Genomic DNA, 14,707 nt, shown 5'->3' with positions numbered 1-14,707 from the left:
TAACCTCATCCTGTAACCCGCATGCCAGAGCATGTGGGTTCGCCTTCGAGCACAGCAACTGCCCCACAGGGCGCTATTTCATCGGCGGGCTTCGTCCGTCGACCGCTACACGCCAAACGCCCGCCCACTCGCCAGAGCAGACCGTTCCCCATGTTGTTCAGCCGTTTCGAAAACCTGATCGATGTCTTCAAACCCAGCCCCGACGTTGCGCCGCCCGCCGGCATGTTGCGGTTCTATGTGCATTACCTGAAGCAGGTCTGGCCATTGATGACTGCCGTGCTGGTGATCGGCTTTTTCGCGGCGTTGATCGAAGTGGCGCTGTTCAGCTTTCTCGGCCAGTTGATCGATATGGCGCAGGCGACCAGTGATGCGCGCACCTTCTTCACTGAACACCGCAACGATCTGCTGTGGATGGCGTTGGTGGCGCTGATCATCCGGCCTCTAGTGTGGGGTCTGCAAAACCTGCTGACGCACCAGGCGATCACCCCCGGGCTGACCAACCTGATCCGCTGGCAGAACCACCGCTACGTGCTCAAGCAGAGCCTGAACTTCTTCCAGAACGACTTCGCCGGGCGCATCGCCCAGCGCGTGATGCAGACCGGGCCGTCGTTGCGCGATTCGGCGATGCAGGTGATCGATGCGCTGTGGCATGTGGTGGTTTACGCGGGCAGCGCGCTGTACCTGTTCGCCGCTGCCGATGTGCGCCTGATCGTGCCGTTGGTGCTGTGGATCATTGGCTATAGCGCGGCGCTCTGGTATTTCGTGCCGCGTATTCGGGCGCGCTCGGCGGCCGCGTCTTCGGCGCGCTCCAAGGTCATGGGGCGCGTGGTCGACGGCTACAGCAACGTCGCCACGCTCAAGCTGTTCGCCCATTCGAAGGAAGAGGAAAGCTACGCCCGTGAGGCGATGCAGGAGCTGCTGGATAAATTCCGCCTGCAGTCGCGCGTCATCACCAGCCTGGACTTCCTGATCACCTGCATGAACGGCCTGTTGATCGTCGGCACCGGCGCGCTAGCGCTGTGGCTGTGGAGCGAAGCGCTGATAAGCACCGGCGCCATCGCCCTGGCGCTGGGCCTGGTGATCCGCATCAACAACATGGCCGAGTGGATCATGTGGGTGGTCAACGGCATTTTCGAGAACGTTGGCACCGTGCAGGACGGCATGAAAAGTATCGTCCGACCCCGCGATGTGCTCGACCCCGAGGACGCCAAGCCGCTGCAGGTGGAGCAGGGCGGCGTGCGCTTCGACGACGTGCATTTCCACTACGGCAAGAAGGGCGGCGTGATCAGTGGCCTGAGCATCGACATCCGCCCGGGCGAGAAGATTGGTCTGGTCGGGCCGTCGGGCGCGGGCAAATCGACACTGGTCAATCTGCTGCTGCGCCTTTATGACCTGGAAAGCGGTCGCATCCTGATCGATGGGCAGAACGTCGCCGAGGTCAGCCAGGAAAGCCTGCGCGCCAATATCGGCGTGGTCACGCAGGACACCTCGCTGCTGCACCGTTCGATTCGCGACAACCTGCGCTACGGCAAGCCTGACGCCAGCGATGAACAACTGTGGGCTGCGGCGCGCAAGGCCCGCGCGGATGGCTTCGTCGCCACGCTGGACGACGGCCAGGGCGGGCTTGGCTTCGAGGCCATGGTCGGTGAGCGTGGGGTCAAGCTGTCCGGCGGGCAGCGCCAGCGCATCGCCATCGCGCGAGTGCTGCTCAAGGACGCACCGATTCTGGTGCTCGATGAAGCCACCTCGGCCCTGGATTCGGAGGTCGAGGCAGCCATTCAGGAGAGTCTGGATACCCTGATGGAAGGCAAGACGGTGATCGCCATCGCCCACCGACTGTCGACCATCGCCCGTATGGATCGGCTGGTGGTGATCGATGAAGGCCAGGTGATCGAGACTGGCACCCATGCCGAGCTGATCGAGCGCGGCGGCCTCTATGCGCGGCTGTGGCAGCACCAGACGGGCGGTTTCGTTGGTGTTGATTGAGGAGGCGCAGCGGTTACGTCGGCCGCGCTGCGCAACCGACCTGCTTGGCCAGGCTGCAGGGCGTGAATGTCACGGACGGCCTCAGCGCGCCTGCCAACACGGTTCTGATTACGAGCAGGTAGCGCTGCGGCCTTGCCGGCACGGTTCTCTATGCCTAAACAGCTTTGGTCAGCGCTAATCCAATTGAGCGGAGAAGTAGAGATGAATATTTTCCTAACATCATCATTTGCCGAGGTCGTGGATTTATTCGTCTCCTTTACCCGGGGCGAATGCAAAGGTAAGACGGTTACGTTAATCCCTACGGCGAGCCTTGCCGAGGAAGTGAATTCTTATCTTATTGCGGCCAAGGACGCGCTCGTCAAAGCCGGGCTGGTCATTGACGAGCTGGAAGTTTCGACCGCAAGCCAGGAAGAGGTCGTCCGCAAACTTGAATGTGGCGATTACATCTATGTGTCAGGCGGGAACACGTTCTTTTTGCTGCAGGAACTCAAGCGGACAGGCGCCGACAGTCTGATCGTTGAACACGTTAAGGCAGGCAAGTGCTATGTAGGCGAATCCGCCGGATCTGCTGTGCTTGCCCCTGGCATTGAGTATCTACAGGCGCTGGATGACGCCGCGGCGGCGCCTGATCTCGATTCCTTTACTGCCCTGGGATTGGTCGATTTCTACCCGCTTCCCCATTACACAAACGCGCCATTTGCCGATGCTGTCGAGCAGGTTCTGCGTGAATACGGAGACACTCTAGACCTCCGCCCATTCAGCAATAATCAGGCGATCGCGATAACGGGCAGCCATGTCGAAACGCAAACGGCCGGTAGTTGATTGCAATAGCCCGGGGATGAGTTCCTCCGGCCTTTTACTGCTTACGCATGACCGTATCAGTAACCGGGCGGTGGTCATTCGTGGTCTGTCGCGCGCCTCGACGCATGCTCCGCCAGTGGCAGCCTTACGGTAAAGGTGGTGCCCGCCTCGGCGCTTGATTTAACGCCGATGGTGCCCTTGTGGGCCGATATGATCTCGCTGGCGATGTAGAGTCCCAGGCCCAGCCCGGAGTGCGGACCGTGCTCACCTTCGGCGTACTGGGAGTGGCGGCTCATGGGGTTGAAGATGTCCGCCAATGCGTCTTTGGCGATCGGTTCCCCCTGGTTGTGCACCGTGAACACGGCATGCGCCTGGTCGACATGCATGCCTACTCTGACGGGTGCGGTCTTGCTGCCATGCTGCACGGCGTTGCTGATCATGTTGGAAAACACCTGCTCCATGCGCGGTGCGTCGAACCGGCCGATCAGCCGTCCGCTGGTCTCGTAGATGATCTGGCGTTCGGGGTTGTACGCCCGTACTTCCTCCACCATGCCCTCGCACACCTCCGCCAGGTTGATCTCTATGCGGTGCACCGGAATACCCGAGCCGCTCTGTGAGCGCGTGAAGTCGAGCAGGTCGGTGACGATCTTGTTGGCTCGTTTGGCGCTGGTGTAGATGCGCGAGGCGAGCATGGTCGGTTTGGCCGCTAGATTGTCATCCAGGAGCAGCACCTCGGCGCCGAGCTGAATGGCGCCCAACGGGGTACGCAGATCGTGTCCGAGAATGCCGAGGAAGATGTTGCGCGTGCTGGTCACGGTTCGGGAGTAGCTGTTGACGGATTCGGCGAGCGCCTGGTCGATGGCCTCGTTGAAACGCGTCATGTCCTCGACCTCGAAATCCGTGCCGCTCTTTATTTCCTGCAGCCACTTACGAAGCACGCTGGAGCGCAGGGCGCGGTACTCAGAAACCACCTCGTTGATGCTGAAGCCGGCGTCATGACGCAGTATCGCGTGGGTTTCCGCCGCCGTTTCGTCAGCGCTTCCGTCTGCCTTACCGATGGACTTATCGATCTGTTCGGTTGTCGACTGGCTGGTGCGCAAGTCATCGGCAATGGTCCGCAGCATCTGCTCGGCATGATCTCGCAGGGCATCCACGTCCATCGTGCGAGAGGCGCCGGGGATGGTTCTGGCGAAATCTTCCCACGACTGGAGAATGGGCTCGAGGTTGTCGAGGATGAAGTCCGCTAGGCGCATGAGGCTGCTCCGCAAAAGGTTGGGTGCCGCGTCAACGTAACCAATACCTGAGAGCCTTCTTGCATCTCAGCGCCGTTGCAGCTGCGGCCAAGGCGATGGCCTGTAAACGTCCCAATGTGCACCCGCCGGTTTCAGGCTCTGCGCGTAGTCTGCTTCGCAGCGGCTGATCCTGCCGCTGCGAGCAAAAAGGGGTACAAAAAAGGGGCAGATAGAACTATCTGGCCCCTATGTCCGCGGCTAGTTCAATCAGTCCGCCCGTTGAATACGCCCCTCGATGTTTGCAGTGAACGGCTGCGGCAGCGTTTCGATGTAGCCCACTAGCGCGTCCAGATCGACCGGGCCGACGACGCGGTTCTGGCCTTCGGTGAGAACGCTGAAGTTGTCGCCACCACCGGCCAGGAAGGAGTTGACCGTGACGCGGTAGGTCGCCGCCGGGTTGATCGGCGCTCCGCTGGCGTCACGCATTTCGATCACGCGATTGCCTTCGGGGCGGCTCGCGGACCAGCTGTATTGGATGCCGGATGGCTTGAGCAGGCGCGGATAGCTCTGGCCGATCCACTGCTGTTCCAGCATGGTTTTTATCTGCGCGCCGGTGAGGTCCATGGACACCAGGTCGTTGGCGAACGGCTGGATGGCGAACAGCTCGCCCCAGGTCACTTCACCGCTGTCGAGATCGGCGCGGATACCGCCCGGGTTCATGAAGCTGATCTGCGCTTCGGTGGCGACGCGCTGGGCATCGGCGATCAGATTACCCAGCGCGGATTCGCCGGCCGGCGTTTCGCTGCGGGTGAGGGCGGTTTGCGCCAGGCCAACCACCCGCGCCACCAGCGGCTCGACCCGTGCGTCTGCCTGGGCCACCAGCGCGGCGACTTGCGGGTCCGGCGTGAGCCCGGCGCCCTGGTCGCCCCAGGTGGTGAGGATGGCCGCGGATTTCTCGACGATGTCGCGGCTACGGCGGCTGACCAGCAGTTCGATGTCGGCATAGGCGGTGCCGGCCGAGAAGGCCTGGGTCACCAGGATCGGCTTGCCATTGGCATTGGGCAGCAGTGCATTGGTGAAGCCATGGGCATGGCCGGAGAGAACCACGTCCACCTCGTCATCCAGATGCTCGATGATGTCGACCACCGGGCCGACCACGGTGTCCGCCTCGGCATTGGTCGGGCCGTTGTAGCTGGTCTGTTGGCCGCCCTGGTGCAACGCGACGACGATAGCGCGCACGCCTTGGCTGCGCAGTTCGGCTACCGACCGGTTGATCGCCGCCGCTTCGTCGATGAAGCTCAGCCCGGCGACGCCGCTGGGCGAGACGATGGAGGGGGTTTCCTTTAGCGCCGCACCGATCACGCCAATGCGCACGCCGCCGGCGTTGTAGATGGAGTAGGGCGGCAGCAGGGATTGGCCGGTGCTTTGGTCGATGACGTTGCTCGACACGGTGGGGTAGCGCGCACCTTGCCAGATGTCTTCGAGGTACGGCCCGTTGGCGTGGTTGCCACCGGTGAGTTGGCGCAGCAGCTCCTGCTTGCCGTAGTCGAACTCGTGGTTGCCGAGCGTGCCGATGACGTTGCAGCGCTGCTGGGCGAGGGTCTGCGCACGACGGGATAGTTCCATCTGCCAGCTGAACGGACGGCAGAATTGATTGGCCAGCAGGTTGAGCAGGCTGATCGCCGGTTCGTCGCGCAACAGCGCGGAATTGGGCGGCGATGCGCCGACCTGGTCGCCGTCATGGACGATGAGCGTGTATTCGCGACTGGCCGACTTCAGGTAAGACGCCAGCACTGCCGCGCCGCCTGCGGGGCGCCCGGCGACGGTGCGCGGGGACAGCTGGCCGTGGAAATCGTTGATGCCGAGGATGTTTACCGACACCACCGGCTCGGGGCGCCAGTCCGGAGCGCGCCAGCTGCGCCGTTCACTGGCCTGCTGCCTGGCCTGCAGACCTTCGAGCCGTTCTTCCCGGTAGTCCTGCTCGATGGAGCCGTGCTCGGGCTGCTTCTGAAGCGGTTGCTGAGCCTGTGCCAGGGCGGGGGTGGCGAGGCCGATCAGGCCAGCAGCGATCAGCCAATCCAGTGCGCGCTTACGCATTGTTGTTTTCCTCGGGGGCGGTGGGGTCGCTCCGAAACTAGGAAGCGCAGGTGGCAGGTTGATGACCGCCTGTTGGTGATCTGGTGAGAGCCGACGTGCGGTTGCGTAGCAAAACGCCACGTCCGTGCTGCAAGCGTGTCAGCCGTCGACGACTGCGCGGCAGCGTCGAACGCTTACGGCAGGAGCTCGGTCGGTATTAGCAACCACAGGGGGATTTGACGATGACGACTTCGAGCAATCTGTTTTGGGCTGCCCTGGCAATCGGAGCCGTGACCGGCATGCGCAGCATGCTGGCGCCGGCGCTGGTCAGCCGGGCGTTGAGTGAACGGAATGATCTGGACGGCGCGGGCGAGGCGGCGCAGCTGCTGACGTCGGATACGGCGCAGACCTTTCTGCCCGTGCTCGCGGCCAGCGAGATGATCGGCGACAAAATGCCCTTCGCACCGGATCGCACCATCGTGCCGTCGATGATGTTCCGTGCCCTGTCCGGCGGTGTGAGTGCAGCGGCGCTGGCGGGTGTGCGGCGCGAGCCGATGCTGGTGCCGGCGTTACTCGGCGCGACGGCGGCGCTGATCGCATCCAAGATCGGGCTGAGCTTACGCAAACCGTATCAGCCGAGGCCGATGGTCAATGCGGCGCTGGGTGCGGTCGAGGAGGGGCTGGCATTGACGGTTGGTCGAGCGGGGTTGCGGCGGGCACTGGCTTCGGATCGCGGCCGGCGGTAAGGACTTAGGGCGGGCTAGCGCAAGGCTCGCGGTTCGCGGATTGATGGTGGGCTGAAGCCCACCCTACGTGTGTGGCTTGGAGCACGCGCTGGTTTGCTTGGCTTCCAGGCTGCCCCGGGGCTCGCGTGGGGCCGCTGTAGGGTGGGCTTTAGCCCACCGACAGGCCAACTGGTTGGTGGCGCTTACGGGATTGCGCCCTGCCCGTTGGTTTTGCTTTTGTGCGGATTACTGAGGAGCAGCCGCGCATGGGCTTCGGGGTAACGGTAGGCGAAGGTCGCGTGTTGTGCGCCGACCTCGGCCTGCATGGCCTCGCGGTCATGGGCGGGCAGCTTGGCCAGGTATTTCTGGGTGATCGCGTATTTGGTCGCCATCAGTTCGTCTTCGGCTTCGCGTAGCTCCATTTCATAGGCCCTGGCGCGACGTTCACGCAGCGCTGCCTGATCGGTGTGCATATTGCCGCCTTCATGCAGGACGAAGGCGCTCTTCGATGCGCCCTCTGTCTGCTCCATGGCGGGTTGTGCCGCCCAGGCGTTCGAAGCAACAAGACAAAGCGTCAGGCAGGACGAGGCGGTTCTCAGGATTGCCATGGCGTGGCCCTCGGCGTACTTGGCAGCGTTCAGGCCGCCCGGAACGCCAGAATACGCCAGGCGCCTCCAAGGCTCACCACTTCGGTCCTGCGCCAATCGCCGCAGAGCTGGCGCTGCGCCGCGGATCTCTGGTGCAGCGCGTATCCGTAGGGTCGGCTTCAGCCCACCAGAGGTTTTCGGCGCGTTTTGCTGGGTTGAAGTCCACCCGGCGGGTGCCGTCCCAGCCTGGCCCTGGTTCGCGGCTGTGCAAAAAAACGGGCCGCATTGTGCGGCCCGTGGGTCATTGCAGGGTCGAAGTCAGCTCGGTCGCTGGATCACATAGATACGGTCGCGCGGTGGGTTCGCGTCGGGGGCTTCGACACCAGGTATCACTTCGGGCGCTTCGGTGCTGGCGCCGTGGCCGGTCGTGCCGGCACCGGTCGGGACGGTGGTGGCTGTGGTGTCCGGGTAGTCGGTACCGGCCCGTTTGGCCGCGCTGCCAATGTCGTAGCGACCGGTATCGGCCGAGCTTCGGTCGTTGTAGTCGGTAGGGTCGGTAGTATGGCCTGTGCCGGGTATTGCGCTGGTTCCGGCGCCTTCACCGAAACGCTCGTTAGCCGATTGCATCCCGGCCCCAGCCGTGCCCGTTGCCGGTGCAGTGAAGTGTTTGTCGAGGTGGCTATCACCGCCGGTCGCACCGGCGTACGGGCTGGTAGGGCCGGGATAACCGTCGGCGGTGCCGGTGCCGCCACGCTCATCGATGTCGATGGCGCCGTTGTACTCAAGCGCATCGCGTGCCTGGGCCAGCTGATCTTCGTCGTCGACATCCACGGCGATCACCAGAGCACCTCGGCGTACCGCATCCGGATAAGCGTGGGCGTAGGAACGGTGCTGCTCATGGGTCTCATGGCCGAACAGAGACTTGAAGAAATGCGCGATCTTGGACTCGTGGTGCGTGCGGTCCACGGGTGTATCGGGGGTGGTGGTGTAGGGCGCGTCATAGGCGTGGATGTCGGCGCTCTCGGCGCCCACGGCGTGAATTTGTTCCCGCGGAATGCCCCGCGCCATCAGATCGCCGCGGGTGCGGTTGGCGTCGGTCAGCGTTGCGAACGCTGCTACCAGTGTATGTCTCATGGTTCACCTCACGTTGCGTTGAACAACTGGGTTGCCGAGCGCTGCGCATGCCCGGATGGCGGCCGTTCTTGGGACCGACGCTGGGTGCGCCTGCCGCGGATAAAGCGGCGCTCATGAAGTATTGGGTCGGAGCGCACCGGCATAGTTCAGCGTGGAGGATCAGCGGTCAGTGCGGTGGTTGAGATAGCGGTCGGCGGCGCCTTTGAAGTTGAGCCCTTGGGTGTTGCTGAAGGCGGGTTGCTGAGCTGGGCCTACGCGAAGGACGGGAGTGGAGACGGTCAAACCGACCGTTATCCACCTGGGCACTGCAGCTTCTGCGGTATGGCAATCTCGTGAATATCGGGACGCAGCGCATCCACTGCGCGGTTCTCCCAGGCGCAGCGGGAGGCGAAAAGGTCTTGAGGCGAGACGAGTGCAACGCAGGAGGGATGCTGGCAGTTGGTGGAAAAGGCTTCGCCGTTTTCCACCCTGCCGGATGACTCAGTCCAGATCCGCCGCGCTGTGGCGCTCGGGGGCCTGTTCGGATTCTTCGCCCCAGGTGCGGTTGACCTTGCGTCCGCGAATCACGCCGGGGCGTTCGGCCACTGCCGCGGCCCAGCGCTGCACGTGTTTGTAGTCCTGCACCGAAAGGAATTCCGCCGCATCGTAAAGCTCGCCGAGCACCAGTCCGCCATACCAGGGCCAAATGGCCATGTCGGCGATGGTGTATTCGTTGCCAGCGACGAAGCGGTTGTCGGCCAGCTGGCGGTCGAGCACGTCGAGCTGGCGTTTGACCTCCATTGCGTAGCGGTTGATCGGGTATTCGAATTTCTCCGGCGCGTAGGCATAGAAATGCCCGAAGCCGCCACCGAGGAAGGGTGCCGAGCCCATCTGCCAGAACAACCAGTTCAGCGTTTCGGCGCGTGCGCGGATTTCCGTGGGCAGGAAGGCGCCGAATTTCTCCGCCAGGTAAACCAGGATCGAACCGGATTCGAACACCCGCAGCGGCTCGCCCGCGATGCTGTGATCGGCCAGCGCAGGAATCTTGGAGTTCGGGTTGATTTTGACGAAGCCGCTGCCGAACTGGTCGCCCTCACCAATGTTGATCAGCCAGGCGTCGTATTCGGCGCCCGCGTGGCCGGCGGCGAGCAGTTCTTCGAGCATGATGCTCACCTTCACACCGTTGGGTGTGGCCAGCGAATAGAGCTGCAACGGATGCTTGCCCACCGGCAACGCCTTCTCCTCCCGTGCACCGGCGGTGGGGGCATTGATACTGGCGAATTTTCCGCCCGAAGGCGCGTCGTGGGTCCAGACCTTCGGCGGGATGTAGGGGGTATCAGACATGGGGGCTCCTCGAGTGGGTACTGGGGATGAGCGGGACATGCTACGCGCCGCGCCGGCGCTGTCGAAATCAAGCCTGTCGATATTGGTCATCGACCGCTCATGGTTCGTTCGGGCGCGCGCGAAACGAGCGGTGGTTGCGGAGTCTGAACGGTGGGCTGAAGCCCACCTTTGGATTGGGGTGCGGGGGTTGGGTGGGGTGTTTTTACTCGGGAGCGAGGGTAGATCAGGCGCCGATGCGCCTGCTACCGCACCGCCCTTGTCGGGTGGGCCCTAACGGTCCCGCAAGCGGTCAAGTCAGAACCTGGCGGTGAGGGTCAGGTTCAGGTTGCGTGGTTCGCCGTACCAGAGCTGGCTGTAGAAGCCGATCTGCTCCAGGTACTTCTTGTCGAAAACGTTGTTCAGGTTGGCGGTGGCCGAGAGGTTTTCGCTGATCTGGTAGCGGGCCATCATGTCGACCAGGGTGTAGCTGCCCTCCTGTACGTTGACAGGGCCGTTGGGGCTTGGTGTGTTGTCGCGTGAGATGCCGCTGCGCCAGGTGGCGCCACCGCCCAGGGTCAGGTCGTTCAGCGCGCCGCTGAGACGGTAGGTGGTGAACAGCTTGAACTGGCTGCGTGGGTGGGTTGTGTTGATCGCCTGATTCTGTGCGTTGCGGGCGATGAAGTGGGTATAGCTGGTCGAGAGATTCCAAGCGTCGCTCAAAGCGCCGCTCAGCTCGAGGTCGAAGCCATCCACCACCGCGCCCTTACCCGCCTTGTAAGCCTGCTGGTCAGGTGTGCCTTCGACGGAAGCGCCAGGTATCGCTTCGGCCAGGCCTTCCTGCTTGGTGCGGTACACCGCCAGCGCAGCGTTGAGTTGACCTTGCAGATAGCTCGCTTTTATCCCCGCCTCGTAGCTGTCGCCCGTCACCGGATCGAGGAAGCTGCCGTCTGGCGCCCTTTGCGTCTGGTTGTTGAAGATGCTGGTGTAGCTCGTATACAGGCTGTAGATGTCGTCGAGGTCGTAGACCAGCCCGGCATAAGGGGTGATCTCGTCGCTATAGCGATAGTCGCGCTGGGTACCGTAGTAGTTCTGCTGCATCTCCCAGGTGCTGATGCGTGCGCCGAGGATCAGGTGCAGCGGGTCGGCCAGCGATAGGCGTGTTACCGCATAGCCGCCGGTCTGGCGGATATCGGCGGCGTCACCGGTGGCACGGGTGCTCGACCAACGCGGCTCGGCGATGGCGGCGTTGGTCCAGTCGAGCCTGGATTCGGCTGTCGGGGCTGTGCCGGCAATCGGCAGGTACTGATCGACGTTGAATTCATCTTCGACACTCATGCCGCCGAACGCGAGTTCGTGGGTGCGCCCCAGCAACTGGAACGGGCCGCTGGCGGTCAGGTGCCAGGCGTCACGCGTGCGCTCGCCTTCGTACTTGAAAAAGCCGGCGCTCATGCCGGCATTGTTACGATCCGGATAGCCGCCGCGGTACAGGTAGCGCATGGCGTAGTCGGCTTCGGTACGGCTGTAGGCGGCGCGCAACTTCCAGTCGTTATCCAGGCGGTGCTCGAGATCGACGAAGGCGGTATTCGACTCTGTGCCGAAGTACGCCCACTTGGTGTTGTTGGAGGTGGAGCGGCCGAAGTCCGTGCGTGAGCCATCGGCGTAGAACATGGGGATGCCGGAGCCCATGCCATCGGTGTTGTTCTTCTGGTGCTCCAGGCTCACGGTCATTTGTGTCCTGGGGGTCAGTTCGGCACTGATCACGCCGTACAGGGTTTCGCTGTCGCGGCTCAGGTTGTCCATGAAGCTGTCGCGTTCGGAGTAGGCCGCCACCACGCGGGCGGCAACGCGGCCATCGGCGCTCAGCGGCGTGGAAATGTCGATGTCGCCGCGGTATTTGTTCCAGCGCCCGGCACCTATCGAGCCGCCGATGGCGAATTCCGGCAGGGGGCGTTTGCGCACGAAGTTGACCGCTGCCGATGGGTTGCCGGCGCCGGTCAGCAAGCCGGTGGAGCCGCGAACCACTTCGACGCGGTCGTAGATCGCCGAGTCGAAATCGGTAGCACCGAAGTTCCAGAAGGTGCTGATCGGCGACAGCAGGCCATCGAACTGAAAGTTGTCGATGGTGAAGCCGCGCGCGGAGAAGGACAGGCGGTTGCTGTCGTTGCGGGTCATGGATACGCCTGGCGCGGTATTGAGAATGGCGGCGGTGTCGCTCAGGCCACGGTCCTCGATCTGCTGGCGGGTGATTACGCTGACCGATTGCGGTGTCTCGCGAATCGACAGCGGTAGGCCGATGGCGGTGGACATCGCGCCGGTGGTGTAGCTGCCCGTGCCCTCGGTGGTCGAGTGCGGCGCGCGTTGCCCGACCACGTCCATGACCGGCAGCGTCAGGCTGGTGTCGACGGCATCGCCGGCCACTCCAGGCTCAGCTTCGGCACTGGCCGTCAGCGGAACCAATGCACTGCCCATCAGCGCAGCGCGCATCATCCAGGCCAGGGGTTTAAGGGATGCTGATGATGCAAGCGGCATGGGGTGTTGCTCCAGAGAATAATTATCAGTCGAGAATTATTCCTGTTTGCTGCTGGCAGGACCTTTGCCCAATGCCGGGAAATCTATGCGTGGTGACGAGGCGATCGCACCGGTTCTGGTCTTACCCGCTCAGGCGTCGCCGCGCGGTGATACGCCGAAGTGCTGTCGGTAGGCCGTGGCGAAATTGCTGGCATGGCGATAGCCGACGTAGTGAGCGGCGTCCTGCACGCGCCAGCCCTGCTCCAGGCACTGCTTGGCCACCGCCATGCGCCGCTGGCGCAGAAAGCCCATAACGCTGACACCGTAGGTTTGCTGGAATTTATGGCGCAGTGCGCTGGTGCTCATGCAGGCCAGTTGCGCCAGTTGCTGCAGGCTGTGATCGGCGCCGGGCTGTTGGTGCAGTTGATCGCGTACGCGGGCCAGCAGTGCTCGGTCGCGCGGGGTCAGCGTGCCGGAGCGAGGCTCCGGGGTCTCCAGCGTACCCAGGCCGTAGGCCAGCAACTGCAGGGCCAGGCCTTCGCATAGCAATCGCTGCAAGCTGCCTTGCCACGCGCCGGAAACCATCGCTTCCAGGCCATGCAGCAGGTGATCGGGTGCCGTCCAGCGCTGCGTTTTTGAACCTTGGGTGCTTAGTGTCTGGCGGAGCTGTTCGGCCAAGTGTTCGTCTGCCAGGCAGTTGGGGTCGCTGATCGAGAGGTTCACGCCACGCAAGTGGGGCTGCGCCTCATGCAAAGCTGATTGGCTGCGCCCGTTCTGGCAGAGCAGCAGGGCGCTGTCGCCGCTGCTCAGGGCTATCGAGCGATGGCCGTTGAGCTGAGCCTGGCCCTGCAGCAGCACCACAATGGACAGGCAGGGCGGGGTCAGCGACTGCGCCTGGTAGCCATGAAAGGTCTGTAGATTGGAACTGATCAGGGTTATTCCGCGACCGACCTCATGCTCGTCGATGCGACCCTGCACCAGGCAGGGGTTATCGTCCTGCTGCGCGCTGGTCAGGCTATAGCGCACGGCATAGCGCTGCCCCAGTTGGTGGAAGTCTTCAAGCGAATATCGGATTTGGCTTGTGTGGCGGGCAGGCAAAGGAGGGTCCAGCCGAACAGCGGATCGGAGATATTAGCAATAATTCTCATTTAATCGATGGTTTCAATCAGCGCTTCGAGCGCCGTTTAGCGGTTTCACCGCACCGCATCGGAAAGCGGAGCAGCCCGGCCACTCGGTCGCGTTAGACTCCGCCGTACCGTCCCATCGATTCGGGATCAATCAGCAGGCGACCCGATGCCCCTCAGCAAACGCGACCAGACCCGCATGGAGCGACAACTTTCCAGCTGCCTGCGGGAGGCCTGCGAGGCGGCCAAGGCGGAGATCGTCGGATTCAGCTGGCTCACCCATGAGGTCGATTACGCGCGCTTCCCCGAGAGCCTGCAGGTCACCTGGATATTCGTCACAGAGGCGCAGAAGGCTCAAGCGATTGAAGAAGGGCAGGCCGCACGCATGCAGGCGCTCACCCAAGCGGCGCTCGCTGAGGCGGGTATCGACATGAGCGCCCTGATTGCACCGGTGCGCTTCGACAGTGAGGAAGCCTGCACGCGCAGCGATGGCGGTGACTGGCAACGTCGCCTGGCCCGCAACGCCACGACACGGCACTGACTGTGAGCAAGGACGTCGAGAATCCGTGCATTTCCGTCTGCAAGCTCAGTGACGAGCTGTGTACCAGCTGTGGTCGCACCAAGGACGAGATCCGCAAATGGAAGCGCATGAAGCGCCCGGACAAGAAGGCCACGGTAGAGCGCGCGGCGCAGCGGATGAAGGCACTGAAAAAGAAGAAAAAGAAGTGATGGCTGAGCGATGGGGCTTATCCGCTGCCGATGGCGACGTGAGCATAGCCGCGCATCTGCATCGCAGGCGCTGATCCCGCGTCGTGCGCCTCAGGTTGCAGAGGCGACGCAATCAATCCACCACGAACAGCTTCGCCCCGATCTCGGTAAATGAGCGATGTGGTTCGGCGCCATCTGCAACCTGATAGCTCATACCCGGTGTGAGGATGAAGCGGCGACCATCAGGAAGTTCGGTGTGCAGTTCACCTTCCAGGCACAGCAGGATATGGCCCTTGCTGCACCAATGGTCGGCCAGGTAACCCGGGGTGTACTCGACCATGCGCACGCGGATGGGGCCGAACTGGCGGGTGCGCCAGTAAGCGCTGCCGGTGTCGCCGGGATGTAGGGTGGGTTCGATGGTTGCCCAATCGGTGGTGCCGAAGGGAACGTCGGTTATGTCCATGGGTGACTCCTGTCGGTAAGAAGTGGGTGATCTTTGGAAAGTCGTGGGAAAGGGGGCAGTG

Annotated in this window: 13 protein-coding genes; 5 read left to right on the top strand and 8 right to left on the bottom strand. The window is 63.0% G+C overall.

The genetic code is table 11. From position 1 onward, the window contains the following. Positions 1 to 150: 150 nt before the first annotated feature. Positions 151 to 1,986, top strand: coding sequence for an ABC transporter ATP-binding protein (locus tag CXK91_RS18225; RefSeq protein ID WP_103457487.1), 1,836 nt, complete (start codon positions 151 to 153; stop codon positions 1,984 to 1,986). A 201-nt stretch (positions 1,987 to 2,187) separates the two neighbouring features. After that, on the top strand, positions 2,188 to 2,808 hold the full coding sequence (locus CXK91_RS18220; RefSeq protein ID WP_103457486.1) for a Type 1 glutamine amidotransferase-like domain-containing protein: 621 nt from the start codon (positions 2,188 to 2,190) through the stop codon (positions 2,806 to 2,808). A gap of 74 nt (positions 2,809 to 2,882) precedes the next feature. On the opposite strand, the gene CXK91_RS18215 is transcribed toward CXK91_RS18220, so the two are convergent. Together CXK91_RS18215 and CXK91_RS18210 are read right to left on the bottom strand one after the other, a co-directional pair. Beyond that, the gene (locus tag CXK91_RS18215) at positions 2,883 to 4,040 is read right to left on the bottom strand and encodes a sensor histidine kinase (protein WP_103457485.1); all 1,158 of its coding nucleotides are present in this window, start codon (positions 4,038 to 4,040) and stop codon (positions 2,883 to 2,885) included. 246 nt (positions 4,041 to 4,286) lie between these two features. Further along, entirely contained in the window at positions 4,287 to 6,116 is a 1,830-nt protein-coding gene (locus CXK91_RS18210) for a bifunctional metallophosphatase/5'-nucleotidase (RefSeq protein WP_103457484.1), read from the bottom strand. A gap of 221 nt (positions 6,117 to 6,337) precedes the next feature. On the opposite strand from CXK91_RS18210, the gene CXK91_RS18205 reads away from it, so the two are divergent. Beyond that, positions 6,338 to 6,841 carry a DUF4126 family protein gene (locus CXK91_RS18205; protein WP_103457483.1) on the top strand — a complete coding sequence of 168 codons (504 nt, stop codon included), beginning with the start codon at positions 6,338 to 6,340 and terminating at the stop codon, positions 6,839 to 6,841. 182 nt (positions 6,842 to 7,023) lie between these two features. On the opposite strand, the gene CXK91_RS18200 is transcribed toward CXK91_RS18205, so the two are convergent. The 5 genes from CXK91_RS18200 to CXK91_RS18180 all read right to left on the bottom strand — a co-directional run bounded on the left by CXK91_RS18200 (position 7,024) and on the right by CXK91_RS18180 (position 13,377). Continuing rightward, entirely contained in the window at positions 7,024 to 7,428 is a 405-nt protein-coding gene (locus tag CXK91_RS18200) for a hypothetical protein (protein WP_103457482.1), read from the bottom strand. A 297-nt stretch (positions 7,429 to 7,725) separates the two neighbouring features. Next, positions 7,726 to 8,541 carry a hypothetical protein gene (locus CXK91_RS18195; protein ID WP_103457481.1) on the bottom strand — a complete coding sequence of 272 codons (816 nt, stop codon included), beginning with the start codon at positions 8,539 to 8,541 and terminating at the stop codon, positions 7,726 to 7,728. Between the two features lie 480 nt (positions 8,542 to 9,021). Next, positions 9,022 to 9,864, bottom strand: coding sequence for a glutathione-dependent disulfide-bond oxidoreductase (gene yghU, locus CXK91_RS18190; RefSeq protein ID WP_103457480.1), 843 nt, complete (start codon positions 9,862 to 9,864; stop codon positions 9,022 to 9,024). A gap of 294 nt (positions 9,865 to 10,158) precedes the next feature. Then, on the bottom strand, positions 10,159 to 12,372 hold the full coding sequence (gene fauA, locus CXK91_RS18185; RefSeq protein ID WP_103457479.1) for a TonB-dependent alcaligin siderophore receptor FauA: 2,214 nt from the start codon (positions 12,370 to 12,372) through the stop codon (positions 10,159 to 10,161). 129 nt (positions 12,373 to 12,501) lie between these two features. Then, the gene (locus tag CXK91_RS18180) at positions 12,502 to 13,377 is read right to left on the bottom strand and encodes a helix-turn-helix transcriptional regulator (RefSeq protein ID WP_146048136.1); all 876 of its coding nucleotides are present in this window, start codon (positions 13,375 to 13,377) and stop codon (positions 12,502 to 12,504) included. A 267-nt stretch (positions 13,378 to 13,644) separates the two neighbouring features. Here CXK91_RS18180 and CXK91_RS18175 point away from each other — a divergent pair, with 267 nt between their 5' ends. Together CXK91_RS18175 and CXK91_RS18170 are read left to right on the top strand one after the other, a co-directional pair. Next, positions 13,645 to 14,016, top strand: a complete 372-nt coding sequence (locus CXK91_RS18175; RefSeq protein WP_103457477.1) for a hypothetical protein — start codon at positions 13,645 to 13,647, stop codon at positions 14,014 to 14,016. A 2-nt stretch (positions 14,017 to 14,018) separates the two neighbouring features. Beyond that, positions 14,019 to 14,204 carry a DUF1289 domain-containing protein gene (locus tag CXK91_RS18170; RefSeq protein WP_103457476.1) on the top strand — a complete coding sequence of 62 codons (186 nt, stop codon included), beginning with the start codon at positions 14,019 to 14,021 and terminating at the stop codon, positions 14,202 to 14,204. 112 nt (positions 14,205 to 14,316) lie between these two features. Here the strand turns inward: CXK91_RS18170 and CXK91_RS18165 are convergent, their stop codons facing one another. After that, the gene (locus tag CXK91_RS18165) at positions 14,317 to 14,646 is read right to left on the bottom strand and encodes a DHCW motif cupin fold protein (protein ID WP_103457475.1); all 330 of its coding nucleotides are present in this window, start codon (positions 14,644 to 14,646) and stop codon (positions 14,317 to 14,319) included. Between the last annotated feature and the right edge of the window lie 61 nt (positions 14,647 to 14,707).

Source organism: Stutzerimonas stutzeri (assembly GCF_002909485.1).
GTDB lineage: Bacteria > Pseudomonadota > Gammaproteobacteria > Pseudomonadales > Pseudomonadaceae > Stutzerimonas > Stutzerimonas stutzeri_AH.
This window is presented reverse-complemented; position numbering and strand designations above follow the sequence as displayed.